Genomic DNA, 12,365 nt, shown 5'->3' with positions numbered 1-12,365 from the left:
AATGACAAAAAAATATAAAAAAAGTGCAGTTAATTTGCTCACTTTTTCGTAGACAGTGGTATGATACGCGCCACGAAAGCTTTGACCTACATACTCCTCGTTATTTATAGACAAAAAATAGTTAAACGAACTGTGCTTCTATCCCATAAGCGCATTGTCGGTTTTTTTGTTTTTGAAAGTAGGCTGTAACAAATATTTAACTATTGTTACGCTTATTTTTTACACAATTCGAGGATTTGTGGCAAGCTAATAGTCCCATTGTTTTAGAGTCACTGTTTTAGGATCTAAAACAGGGCTCAGTAATTCAGACCACATTTATATATCACTTTATCCAAGTGATATTTTTATTTTTCGGATTAAAACGCATGAATAGCAAATCTCCTATTTTTACGGCTCAATCTGATGTCGCTCTCCGCATCCATGTAGATCGCGCAGTTCGTCATTATTTTGCACAATTGCAAGGTGAGCAACCATCTCAAGTGTATGACATGGTTTTAGCAGAAATGGAGAAACCTCTTTTATCTGTGGTCTTAGAATATACTCGTGGCAACCAAACACGTGCTGCTGAGATTCTAGGCCTTAACCGTGGAACTTTACGCAAAAAGTTAAAAGCTCACGGTTTAATGAGTGAATAATTGATAAAATGCTCACGTTCTCGTGGGCATTTTTTTTGTGCCTTTGTTTTAATCTGTAGACTTCAAACTGTTGACTAAAATCATGACTATCAAACGTGCTTTAATCTCTGTTTCAGACAAAACTGGAATCGTTGAATTTGCTCAAAATCTTGCAGCTCTCGGGGTAGAAATTTTATCTACTGGTGGTACATATAAGTTGCTTAAAGACAACAATATCGCCGTCGTAGAAGTTTCTGAACACACGGGCTTCCCTGAAATGATGGATGGCCGTGTCAAAACACTGCATCCAAAAATTCATGGTGGTATTTTGGCTCGTCGTGGTCTAGACGAAGCTGTGATGCAAGAACACGATATCGATCCAATTGATCTCGTTATCGTAAACCTCTATCCATTTGCAGCAACAGTAGCAAAACCAAACTGTTCACTTGCTGATGCGATTGAAAACATCGATATCGGTGGTCCAACGATGGTTCGCGCTGCTGCGAAGAACCATGCATCTGTCGGTATTATTGTCAATGCTGCTGACTACGATACGGTCGTTGCTGAATTAAAAGCAAATGGGACTTTATCTTACGAAACGCGTTTCGACTTAGCGGTAAAAGCATACGAACATACGGCGCAATATGATGGCATGATTGCATCTTATTTGGGCGCACGTGTGGGTAAAACTGAAGGTGAAGCGGATACGTTCGCGCGCACATTCAACACCCAACTGAATAAAGCACAAGATTTACGTTATGGTGAAAATCCACACCAAAGCGCCGCTTTCTATGTCGAAGCAAATGCACAAGAAGCATCTGTTTCAACTGCAAAGCAATTACAAGGTAAAGAACTGTCTTATAACAATATCGCTGATACCGACGCGGCACTTGAATGTGTGAAGTCATTTGTAAAACCTGCTTGTGTCATCGTCAAACATGCGAACCCATGTGGTGTTGCTGTTTCACTAGATGGCATCAAAGCGGCTTACGACCTCGCTTATGCAACTGATCCTGAATCAGCGTTTGGTGGCATCATTGCATTCAACCGTGAATTGGACGTTGCAACTGCACAAGCGATTGTTGATCGTCAATTCGTTGAAGTGATTATTGCTCCAAGCATAGCTGATGGCGTACTTGAAGTGACTGGCGCGAAAAAGAATGTCCGCGTCATGGTTTGTGGCGAACTCCCTGCGATTGATGCACGTGCGCCACAACTTGATTACAAACGTGTCAACGGCGGCCTACTGGTTCAAGACCAAGATTTAGGCATGATCAGTAAAGATGACCTAAAAGTTGTGACCAAACGTGCGCCTACTGAACAAGAGATTGATGACTTAATCTTTGCTTGGAAAGTGGCGAAATATGTGAAGTCAAACGCGATTGTTTATGCAAAAGATCGTCAAACTGTGGGTATCGGCGCAGGTCAAATGAGCCGTGTCAATTCTGCACGAATTGCAGCGATTAAAGCTGAACATGCTGGTTTAGTGGTTGAAGGTGCAGTAATGGCATCTGACGCATTCTTCCCATTCCGTGATGGTATTGATAATGCTGCTAAAGCAGGCATTAAATGTATTATCCAACCGGGTGGTTCAATGCGTGACGAAGAAACAATTGCAGCCGCTGATGAAGCTGGCATCGCAATGGTCTTTACAGGCATGCGTCACTTCCGCCATTAATAACACCCAAGTCCCTCTTTCTTGCGATGCCTTATAGTCGCATCTCAGGGGGACTTTTTTATTCTGAACAGGTATATTCTTAAATACGGAAAAAGGAAATAACTTAATAATGAATATTTTAGTTTTGGGTAGCGGTGGCCGTGAACATGCATTTGCATGGAAAATCGCACAAGATACAAAAGTAACTAAAGTTTTTGTTGCGCCGGGTAATGCAGGCACAGCAACAGAAGATAAATGTGAAAACGTTGAACTTGATATTTTAGACAATCCAGCTGTGATTGCTTTTGCAAAAGCAAATGATGTGGCATTGGTGATTGTTGGTCCAGAAGCACCATTGGTCAATGGTGTGGTCGATGCTGCTCGTGAAGCTGGTCTAAAAATTTGGGGACCAACACAATACGCAGCGCAGCTTGAAGGTTCAAAAGCATTTGCCAAGCATTTCTTAAAGCGTCATAACATTCCAACTGCTTTTTATGATGTATTCACCGAAGTGGATGCAGCTAAAGCCTATGTTGAAAAAAATGGTGCACCGATCGTCATTAAAGCGGATGGCTTAGCTGCGGGTAAAGGCGTAATCGTGGCAATGACCAACGAAGAAGCTTTTGCTGCCATTGATGACATGCTTGCAGGCAATAAGTTTGGTGATGCAGGTTCACGTGTTGTGGTTGAGCAGTTCCTTGCAGGTGAAGAAGCGTCTTTCATTTGTATGATTGATGGCAACAACATTTTGCCAATGGCGACTTCACAAGATCACAAACGTATCTTTGAAGCTGACCAAGGGCCAAATACGGGTGGTATGGGTGCTTACTCTCCTGCCCCAGTTGTGACTACTGAAGTGTTTGAACGTGTCATGAATGAAGTGATGCGCCCGACCGTTGATGGTATGGCTGCGGATGGTCACGTTTATACAGGTTTCTTATACGCAGGTTTAATGATTGATGAGCAAGGTCAACCTCGTGTGATCGAATTCAACTGCCGTTTTGGTGATCCTGAGACTCAACCGATCATGATGCGTTTAAAATCATCGCTGGTTGATCTCGTTGAAGCAGGTATTGAAGGTAACTTACCAAGCGAAGCAGAATGGGATGAGCGTAAGTCCATCGGTATCGTTCTTGCTGCTGAGGGTTATCCAGAAACTGTCCGTAAAGGCGATGTGATTTCGGGTATCGGTCAATCCCCTGAAGATACAAAAATCTTCCATGCAGGCACAGCCATGACGGATGATGGGCATATTGTAACTGCTGGTGGTCGTGTACTCTGTGTAACAGCACTGGGCGATACCGTACTTGAAGCACAAATCAATGCGCTAGAAGTCTGTGGTCAGGTTACATTTACAGGTATGCAATATCGTAGCGATATCGGTTACCGCGCTATTGCACGTGAAAAAGCTGAATAAACCATATCAAGCTTAAAAAACCTTCTTCGGAAGGTTTTTTATTGCTGAAATTACGCAAATATCATTTACTTATTCAATATGCATATATCACATTCAGAAAAATATATATTTATTATTCAATTGAATTATCTAAACAAATATTTAAAAAATCTATAAAACTTTCATCTATTTATATTTACTTCGCACACAATTTCCTTAAATAATCAGTTATTTATACCCTTCAGTATTGGCTATTCCACTATAACCCAAACTAAAATATTGCTATGATTGGGGAAATTTTTAGCTGTACTTTTTATGGCCAGATTTTACTCTTTTCTATTATTTTCAAATGATTAGAGTATTAAACTGAGCTGCACGAGTTACAGCTAAATCCAAATTTAATTTCAAGAGTAAGTGAATGATTCACTGTGCTATTTATCTATAGCAAACTGGAACATGAATGTTCACCTATTTTTCTCATGTTGTGGAATTTACTTTGGCGAGTATTTTAAGAATTATTCACATGATTATTTGAATGCAGTGCCGAAGAATAACTTAGCAATCTATTACTTTGATGCGGGAATGCAATGATTTCCGGACATTATTTTGATTAGGATTTATACATGAAAAAGCTGATTAGTCTTTTTTTAAGTGTTTCAGTGTTATTACTTGCTGCATGCAGTAAACAACCTGACACCACATCTAACGGTCAACAGGGTGATGCAGCGGCATTACAAACTGTTGTCATCGCCTCTACAGGTTCAGATGCTGATATTTGGCGTCATATTGCAAGCTTACCTGAAACAAAAGCCGCTGGCTTGAAACTCGAAATTAAAAACTTCACTGATTACGTTGCGATGAATACTGCTGCGGCGAACAAAGAAGTTGATCTCAATGCATTCCAATCTTACGCTTACCTTGTTGCATTCAATGCTGCAAATAAAGATAAGATTGCACCTGTTTCAACCACATATTTAGAGCCTATGGGCATCTACTCAAGCAAAGTTAAGAAAGTTGAAGAGTTTGCTGAAGGTGCAACCATTGCGATTCCAAACGACGGTGCTAACGAATCTCGTGCATTATTACTTTTACAAAGCGCAGGCTTAATCAAGTTAAAAGCTGATTTTGACCCAGTAAAAGGTACGCCAGCAGATATTATTGAAAACACGAAGAAGATTGTGATTAAACCGATCCAAATGGCGACTGCTGTACGCGTAAAAGATGAAGTTGATGCAATTTTATTGGGCAATACGCTGGCGATGGAAGGCGGTTTGAACGTTCTTAAAGATGCGATCTACTATGAGCCTGTTGATCAAAGCACCAAGCTCAATGTGAATGTTTTAGCGACGGCTGAATCACGTAAAGATGATGCGGTACTTCAAAAAGTCGGCGCGCTCTATCATACCGAAGCTGTGAGAAAATATGTACAAGAACACTTTGATGGCACTAAGGTTGATGTAAACAAACCGACAAGCTATCTCACTGAAGCGAATTCGTAATATACTACGCTCCGACGTTCTACAAAACAGGCAAATGATTTTGCCTGTTTTCTTTTTAATTTAGTATTGACGATATGATCGAATTTAAAAATATTTCCAAACACTATCAGCTAAATGGCCAAACCATTAATGCGCTGGATCAAATCGATCTAGAGATCCCAGAAGGCAGTATTTTTGGCATTATTGGTTATAGTGGCGCAGGTAAAAGTACATTAATTCGTTTGATTAATTTGCTAGAACGCCCATCTAAAGGGCAAGTGATTATTCATCAAAAAGATTTTACTGCGATGGATGCGCGCACGCTTCGTAACGAACGTGCAAATATCGGCATGATTTTTCAGCACTTTAATTTATTACAAACTAAAACAGTGTCTGAAAATATTGAAATGCCGCTTAAATTGCTCGGTCATCGTAAAGCTGAACGAGAAAAGCGTTTAGCTGAACTGTTAGATTTCATTGATCTCAAACATAAAAAAGATGCCTACCCTGACGAACTCTCAGGTGGTCAAAAACAACGTGTGGGTATTGCTCGTGCCCTTGCCAATCATCCCAAAATTTTACTTTGCGATGAAGCTACCTCTGCTTTAGATCCGCAAACCACCAAATCTGTTTTAGCGTTGTTGAAGAAAATTAACCAAGAACAAAATATTACCATTGTGATGGTGACCCATGAGATGGATGTGATCGAATCAGTTTGCGATTACGTTGCTGTCATGGAAGCGGGTAAAGTGATTGAAACAGGTTCGACCTTAGAGATTTTCAGTCAACCACAACATCCCACAACCAAAACCTTTATCCAAACCGTATTACAGCAACAACTGCCGATCAATATTCTCAACAATCTCGAACACAAGCACCATAACAGTATCTATAACCTGCAATTCTTAGGTACATCAGCACAAGAAACCGTGATTCAGTCTGTGATTAAACAGTTTGATATTAGTTTGAATATTCTGTTTGCCAACATGACCGAGATTAACGGTACAGTGATTGGGCAAATGTTTATACAACTGCTCGGTGACCCACGTATCATCCAAGAAGCAATCCAATTTCTAGAGCAACAAGGTGTCAAAGTTGAACCGTCTGGAGTAAGCCAATGAGAGACTTTATCGTACACTGGCTGACTGAAATCACTGCGCCTTTTTGGCAAAGTTCTTTGTCAATGGATCAATTTGTGACAGCCTTACAAGAAACCTTACAAATGGTATTCTTCTCACTGCTTTTTGGTTGTATTTGGGGCTTCATCCAAGGCATCACCTTAGTAGTGACACGTACAGGTGGTATCCTACAAAATCGAGCGATTTATTATTTCCTCAACCCAATCGTCAATGCGTTACGCTCAATTCCTTTCATTATCTTGCTAATCGCAGTTATTCCATTTACTAAATTCCTCGTTGGAACATCAATCGGAACGTGGGCAGCGATTGTTCCCCTCACCATTTATGTTGGCCCATATTTAGGTCGATTAATCGAAACCTCATTACTTGAAATCAATGAAGGAATCATTGAATCTGCTCAAGCAATGGGCGCAACGCCTTGGCAAATCGTTTTCAAATTTATTATTCCTGAAGCACGAAGCTCAGTGATTCTAAACTTAACCACGGGAACGATTAGCTTGATTGGTGCAACGGCAATGGCAGGTGCGGTCGGTGCAGGCGGAATTGGTGACTTGGCGATTTCTTATGGCTATCAACGTTTTGATAGTAGTGTTGTGATTCTGACCGTGATCGTGCTTTTATTGTTGGTTCAATTTGTGCAAACCTTTGGTGATTGGTTAGCAAAAATGCGTTAATCATTGAGTTAACAGCTTAAGGCTCTCAATATGAGGGCTTTTTTTATCTCAAGTATTTTTATGGAAAATAGATTTCAGTCGCAGCCTTAAATGTATTGACATGTAAAGGAACGAGATCAGCTAAGGGTTGATATCCTCCAGCCAAAACAAACAGCAATGGAATATTCATTTTCTTTGCCATTTCAAAGACCAAACGATCTCGTTCAAACAGTAATTCTGTCGTGAACCATTTTGAACCATAGCGGTCATGCTGATGACAATCCATACCTGCCTGATAAATAATTAAATCAGTATCCCAGCGCGAAGCATATTGAAATGCCTCTAGAACAGCCTCACGGTATAAATCGAAGTTGCCTTGCTTGGGATGAATATAGCGAGTCAAACTGCGTTCACTCGCCTTACAACCGAAGCGAATACCAAAGATTCCAAAATTCACAAGGTTGGTCATTCGGTTCGCAAATACGGCTGTGCCATCGCCACCATGCTGATCGCAATCTAAAATAAAAATCCGTTTTTCAGGATGCTGTTTCGCAACCAAAGCCAAACCATTAAAGGTGCAGTAGGCAGCACCCGACTCATAACTGGCGTGATGAAAACCTTGCGCAATATTCGCAGCAACCCCTTCTTTTAACGCAATTTCAGCACCAAGCAGTTGCCCAGCTTGAACCGATAAAATTGCATCTCGTAATTGTACATTCCAAGGCTTAAACCCTTGTACAGTTGCAAAACTTGAGTCACCTGCAACAAATGCATCAACATATTGAGGGTTATGCAATTTTTTCAAAATATCAATTTCAATAGTGCCCGGATCAATCAACTCAGCCATTTTATTCGCACGAAGCACATCCGCAACTGCGGTCAATTTTTCCATGCTATTGGTATGCGTTTGCGCATAATAGCGTGGTGAATAACAAGCTTTTAGCATGGATGTCCTATAGAGATTTGACCTTGAGCGATTTCCATAAGCTGCCCCAGTTCAGTGATATCAGGTCTAAATAATCCGTTATCCACCTGTTGCTTAAAGTGATAACCAAACGCACGGGCACGATTTTTCGGTGAAACGGCTAAAGTCGTTAATCTCAAAAACCAAAATCCATTGATCGCAGAAATCGGAATCACATGTCCTTTATAGTGTTTATTTTGATGCTTTTCTAATGGCTCAATTTCATAATTTGCTGAAAAAAGGCTGCCTGCTGGTAAACGAACCCCATTCATCAATAATGAAACAAGGCTAATACAGGAGTGATTGTCCCCCATATTCATTTTTTCCATCATAATCGGTTGTTCATGCTCATCAACAAAAATATTTATCTCGCCCTGTCTAAGCAACCGATGATGTGCAATTCGAAGAAAGAATTTTTCAGCCATTGGACAAGAACCCACTTTGGGCTTTTCTGGCAAAGCATTGCATTCAATCAAGTCATTTTTGGCACTTTGAGGAAGAATAATATCTGCCAATAACTGACAAATCAGTACGCTTTCCTCCAGCTCGGCATATTGATGAATACTTCTGAGCTTCGCTTGAAAATCGACTTGCTGCTGCAAGTTTTTCGCAAATAATTCCTGTGGACTCAAACGCACTAAGCATTGCTGGACATCTGAGTTTATATCTAGGTTCCGCCAACTCGTTAGTTCCAAACCATAGGAAGATGCTTGATTCAAAATACTTTTCAAAGCCTTAGTTTCATAATCTTCAAAAATACGAAAATCCTGAAAACCAAGCGCATCGCGAGGTTGCGAAACAAATTCTGCGATCACACGTGTTGCTTGGGTATATCCACAACCACGCCGCTCGGTTTGATGACTAAAATGTTCGTTGAGCATTTCTGTAAGTTTGGCAGACAGAGGACATAAATATTTTCTAAAGATAACGACCACTTCATGATCGACCAAATCTGACATGATTCCCTCTCTGTCTTATTGTGATTTATTTCCGCTTTACGCTCATTAAATTATATTTATTTACAATAACTTGTCTTTTTCAATGCCATCTTAGCAAATGGCACATCCCCTTACCCTAAATCAACACTCGATACTTCAACAGGATAAATCCCTTCATTTTGATGATATTGAATAGAGCTCTTTCATAATTATTCATACCCTCTTAGTCTTTCTCTCACCATAAGAAACAAAAGGGATTTATGAACACCGTCTAATATGCGATCTATTTAACGCCATTGAAAACAATATAAACCATTAACTTATATGGCTTTTATCTCATCTTTATGTAAAACACCTAGCTTGTCAATGATAAAAATCCACCCTGATTTAAGCTGTCAAAATTTGCCCAAAAAAGTCATATTTACGCGATGTTCATCAACAGCAGTTTTGCACTGTTACGCATTTGCACTTACACTAGGAGCTCTAAAAAGCGTTTATCGACAGCTTCAAATAACCACATGACGAAAGGTTTAGGAATCGGCTATGCATTATAAGATTCATGTAATTGACGTAAAAAATGCCTTAAAAAACTATATCTGGTTATTGGAAGATACTCGCTCAAATGAAGTTATTGCGATCGACCCTACTGAAGCCAGTCTGGTCAGTGATTTCTGCGAACAACACCAGTTACAACTCAAGCAAATTTGGCTCACCCATTGGCATCCAGACCATACCAATGGTGTAGCAGAGTTATCCGCAAACAATAATCTTCCCGTATACGGCCCACGTGACGAATTGAGTAAAATTGCTTTCATCTCAAATCCACTGCAACACAATGACCATTTCCATTTCAATGATTTAAAGATTGAAATCATTGCGACACCGGGACACACCTTAGGTCATATCGTATATTTTATTGAAGAAATTGACAGTCTATTCTGCGGTGATACCCTGTTTGCAATGGGTTGTGGACGTTTGTTCGAAGGTACAGCAGAACAAATGTATCATTCTTTAAATCGTCTAGCAGCGCTGCCAATCCAAACCAAAGTCTATTGTACCCATGAATATACGCTCGCAAATGCTGAGTTTGCGCTCACCATTGAACCGAACAATGTTGCACTACAAGAGCGTATAAAACAGGTCAAAGCATTAAGAGAATCTGATCAAATCACGCTACCTAGTAGCATTGAGTTGGAACTAGAAACCAATCCTTTCTTACGCACCGAGAGTGCCGAGGATTTTGCTCGAATCCGCAGCCTGAAAGATGAGTTTTAACAGATTCGATCAAATAAAAAATGATTTCATTTTTCACATAGAACCAAACTGGAAAATGAAATTATTTTTTACATTTTTAATTAAATTAATTTTAAGTTTGAAACCACTTACTCAAATACACAAGTATATTTTTCACAATTAAATACAGACACTTAAATCAAATTCAATTAGAACAAAATACTTAAAAATTACTCTATTTTTACATTATTTACATGTAGCAAAATAAATCTATGCAATCCCCCTTTAAAAAAATTTAAGCAACCCTTATTAATGAATACAGGTTCACAAGGAGTTCGGCTATGAAAAACAGAGTTGTTAAAGCAAAAAATTTATTGGCTTTTCGTATTTGGTTGGAAAAGTTAGGATATTCAGTTAAAAATCTGACAGATAATCGGGGTTTTACTTTTAGTTTTAAAAAAGAATATGGTTTAGTCACTTGTGATTTATCTGGAAATTCTTTAGCAATGCAGCTCGGTGAAGAATTCGAAGATCACTTGAAAGCGTAATGGTCAGTTTTAGAATTTAGGGTTTCAAATGGATAAGAAACCCTAAAGCGTCTATATAAATTTTTTAATGATATATTCGCCTATATTTAATCCCCTACTTTCTAACCATCTCATTCAAAATTTCATTGGAACTCAACCGATTTCCAAGTATGATAATGCCCTAGTCGAGGGATGCTGCGACAATTGATTGGCACAAAAAATCAATTTGCTAGGCTCGGCGTAAGAAGCAATGCTTCCAAGACAACGGCATCCGCGAACAAAACGATCCATACTATTTTTTCTAGGAGATCCTGATGAACGCGGTGAATGCTTCATTTACAGATTATAAAGTTGCCGATATTTCACTTGCTGACTACGGCCGTAAAGAAATCAAACTTGCTGAAGCTGAAATGCCAGCCTTGATTGGTTTACGTAAGCGTTATGCTGCGGCTAAACCGCTTGCAGGCGCAAAAATCTTGGGTTGTATTCATATGACAATCCAAACTGCCGTTTTAATCGAAACTTTAATCGAGTTAGGCGCTGAAGTTCGTTGGACATCATGTAACATTTTCTCTACTCAAGATCACGCTGCTGCTGCAATTGCTGCGCGCGGTATTCCTGTATTCGCTTGGAAAGGTGAAACTGAAGAAGAATATGTTTGGTGTTTAGAGCAACAAATCAATGTCAATGGTCAGCCTTGGGCTGCCAACATGATCTTGGACGATGGCGGTGACTTAACTGCACTTGTTCATGAAAAATACCCTGCTCTTTTAGAACGCATCCACGGTATTACCGAAGAAACCACAACAGGTGTTCAACGTCTGTTGGAAATGTGGAAAGATGGTTCTCTTAAAGTGCCAGCGATCAACGTGAATGACTCGATTACAAAATCGAAAAACGACAACAAATATGGTTGCCGTCATTCATTGAATGATGCCATTAAACGTGCCACTGACATGTTACTTTCTGGTCGTCGTGCATTGGTTATCGGTTACGGTGACGTAGGTAAAGGTTCAGCGCAATCTTTACGTCAAGAAGGCATGATCGTTCGTGTTACTGAAGTTGATCCAATTTGTGCAATGCAAGCATGCATGGACGGTTACGAAGTTGTTTCTCCATATAAAAATGGCGTACAAACAGGTAATAAAGAAGACATCAACCAAGACCTATTAGGCAATACTGACCTTGTTGTCACCACAACAGGTAACTACCATGTTTGTGATTCTGCAATGCTCGATAGCTTAAAAGCGGGTGCAGTCGTATGTAACATCGGTCACTTTGATACAGAAATCGACACCGCATATTTACGTGGTTATAAGTGGGTTGAAGTAAAACCACAAGTACACCAAGTATATCGTTCAGAAGATGAAAGTAATTATTTGATCCTTCTTTCTGAAGGCCGTTTGGTTAACCTTGGTAATGCAACTGGTCACCCATCACGCGTCATGGATGGTTCTTTTGCAAACCAAGTATTAGGTCAAATGCATTTGTTCGCTGAGAAATTTGCAGATCTAGCTGCTGATCAAAAGCAAGCTGCAATCCGTGTAGAAGTACTTCCGAAGAAATTAGATGAAGAAGTTGCTGCTGCCATGGTCCTTGGTTTTGGTGGTGTATTAACTCAATTGACTCAAGTGCAAGCGGATTACTTAGGCGTTCCTGTTGAAGGTCCATTCAAAGCTGACGCTTATAAATACTAAGTTTTAGTACCCGTCTCCCTAGCCCTCTCCCTTAGGAAGAGGTGATATTCGTTACCCTAATGAGTATCA

11 protein-coding genes are annotated in these 12,365 nt (G+C 39.9%); 9 read left to right on the top strand and 2 right to left on the bottom strand.

The window, feature by feature from the left end; all coding sequences use genetic code 11:
- Positions 1 to 365: 365 nt before the first annotated feature.
- The 6 genes from fis to F991_RS08415 all read left to right on the top strand — a co-directional run bounded on the left by fis (position 366) and on the right by F991_RS08415 (position 6,958).
- On the top strand, positions 366 to 635 hold the full coding sequence (gene fis / locus F991_RS08440) for a DNA-binding transcriptional regulator Fis (protein WP_001086304.1): 270 nt from the start codon (positions 366 to 368) through the stop codon (positions 633 to 635).
- A gap of 82 nt (positions 636 to 717) precedes the next feature.
- Positions 718 to 2,292, top strand: coding sequence for a bifunctional phosphoribosylaminoimidazolecarboxamide formyltransferase/IMP cyclohydrolase (purH, locus tag F991_RS08435; protein WP_004670585.1), 1,575 nt, complete (start codon positions 718 to 720; stop codon positions 2,290 to 2,292).
- A gap of 109 nt (positions 2,293 to 2,401) precedes the next feature.
- Positions 2,402 to 3,688 carry a phosphoribosylamine--glycine ligase gene (gene purD / locus F991_RS08430; protein ID WP_004670584.1) on the top strand — a complete coding sequence of 429 codons (1,287 nt, stop codon included), beginning with the start codon at positions 2,402 to 2,404 and terminating at the stop codon, positions 3,686 to 3,688.
- A 602-nt stretch (positions 3,689 to 4,290) separates the two neighbouring features.
- Positions 4,291 to 5,166, top strand: a complete 876-nt coding sequence (locus F991_RS08425) for a MetQ/NlpA family ABC transporter substrate-binding protein (RefSeq protein ID WP_004670583.1) — start codon at positions 4,291 to 4,293, stop codon at positions 5,164 to 5,166.
- Between the two features lie 74 nt (positions 5,167 to 5,240).
- Entirely contained in the window at positions 5,241 to 6,266 is a 1,026-nt protein-coding gene (locus F991_RS08420; protein WP_004670582.1) for a methionine ABC transporter ATP-binding protein, read from the top strand.
- Complete coding sequence (locus F991_RS08415; RefSeq protein ID WP_004670581.1) at positions 6,263 to 6,958, top strand: methionine ABC transporter permease; 696 nt, start codon at positions 6,263 to 6,265, stop codon at positions 6,956 to 6,958. The genes F991_RS08420 and F991_RS08415 overlap by 4 nt, the downstream gene beginning before the upstream one ends.
- A gap of 58 nt (positions 6,959 to 7,016) precedes the next feature.
- Here the strand turns inward: F991_RS08415 and F991_RS08410 are convergent, their stop codons facing one another.
- Positions 7,017 to 7,883: an arginase family protein gene (locus tag F991_RS08410; protein WP_004670580.1), complete on the bottom strand. Its 867-nt coding sequence runs from the start codon at positions 7,881 to 7,883 to the stop codon at positions 7,017 to 7,019.
- Positions 7,877 to 8,860 carry a hypothetical protein gene (locus F991_RS08405; protein WP_004670579.1) on the bottom strand — a complete coding sequence of 328 codons (984 nt, stop codon included), beginning with the start codon at positions 8,858 to 8,860 and terminating at the stop codon, positions 7,877 to 7,879. Before F991_RS08405 ends, F991_RS08410 begins: the two co-directional genes overlap by 7 nt.
- 522 nt (positions 8,861 to 9,382) lie before the next feature.
- Between F991_RS08405 and gloB the strand changes: the two genes are divergently transcribed.
- The 3 genes from gloB to ahcY all read left to right on the top strand — a co-directional run bounded on the left by gloB (position 9,383) and on the right by ahcY (position 12,296).
- Positions 9,383 to 10,114: a hydroxyacylglutathione hydrolase gene (gene gloB, locus F991_RS08400; RefSeq protein WP_004670578.1), complete on the top strand. Its 732-nt coding sequence runs from the start codon at positions 9,383 to 9,385 to the stop codon at positions 10,112 to 10,114.
- A gap of 299 nt (positions 10,115 to 10,413) precedes the next feature.
- Positions 10,414 to 10,620: a hypothetical protein gene (locus tag F991_RS08395; RefSeq protein ID WP_004670577.1), complete on the top strand. Its 207-nt coding sequence runs from the start codon at positions 10,414 to 10,416 to the stop codon at positions 10,618 to 10,620.
- Positions 10,621 to 10,913: 293 nt separating this feature from the next.
- Positions 10,914 to 12,296: an adenosylhomocysteinase gene (gene ahcY / locus F991_RS08390; protein ID WP_004670575.1), complete on the top strand. Its 1,383-nt coding sequence runs from the start codon at positions 10,914 to 10,916 to the stop codon at positions 12,294 to 12,296.
- Positions 12,297 to 12,365: the final 69 nt, after the last annotated feature.

Source organism: Acinetobacter sp. CIP-A165, from assembly GCF_000367985.1.
Classification (GTDB): Bacteria; Pseudomonadota; Gammaproteobacteria; order Pseudomonadales; family Moraxellaceae; genus Acinetobacter.
The sequence above is the reverse complement of the archived record's forward strand: the minus strand, read 5'-3'. Positions and strand labels throughout refer to the sequence as shown.

What these genes read in the sequence shown, in the direction of transcription:
- fis (WP_001086304.1), top strand. Translation starts at nt 366, where the DNA reads ATGAATAGCAAATCTCCTATTTTTACGGCTCAATCTGATGTCGCTCTC.
- ahcY (WP_004670575.1), top strand. Translation starts at nt 10,914, where the DNA reads ATGAACGCGGTGAATGCTTCATTTACAGATTATAAAGTTGCCGATATT.
- purD (WP_004670584.1), top strand. Translation starts at nt 2,402, where the DNA reads ATGAATATTTTAGTTTTGGGTAGCGGTGGCCGTGAACATGCATTTGCA.
- purH (WP_004670585.1), top strand. Translation starts at nt 718, where the DNA reads ATGACTATCAAACGTGCTTTAATCTCTGTTTCAGACAAAACTGGAATC.
- F991_RS08410 (WP_004670580.1), bottom strand. Translation starts at nt 7,883, where the DNA reads ATGCTAAAAGCTTGTTATTCACCACGCTATTATGCGCAAACGCATACC.
- F991_RS08420 (WP_004670582.1), top strand. Translation starts at nt 5,241, where the DNA reads ATGATCGAATTTAAAAATATTTCCAAACACTATCAGCTAAATGGCCAA.
- F991_RS08415 (WP_004670581.1), top strand. Translation starts at nt 6,263, where the DNA reads ATGAGAGACTTTATCGTACACTGGCTGACTGAAATCACTGCGCCTTTT.
- F991_RS08405 (WP_004670579.1), bottom strand. Translation starts at nt 8,860, where the DNA reads ATGTCAGATTTGGTCGATCATGAAGTGGTCGTTATCTTTAGAAAATAT.
- F991_RS08395 (WP_004670577.1), top strand. Translation starts at nt 10,414, where the DNA reads ATGAAAAACAGAGTTGTTAAAGCAAAAAATTTATTGGCTTTTCGTATT.
- F991_RS08425 (WP_004670583.1), top strand. Translation starts at nt 4,291, where the DNA reads ATGAAAAAGCTGATTAGTCTTTTTTTAAGTGTTTCAGTGTTATTACTT.
- gloB (WP_004670578.1), top strand. Translation starts at nt 9,383, where the DNA reads ATGCATTATAAGATTCATGTAATTGACGTAAAAAATGCCTTAAAAAAC.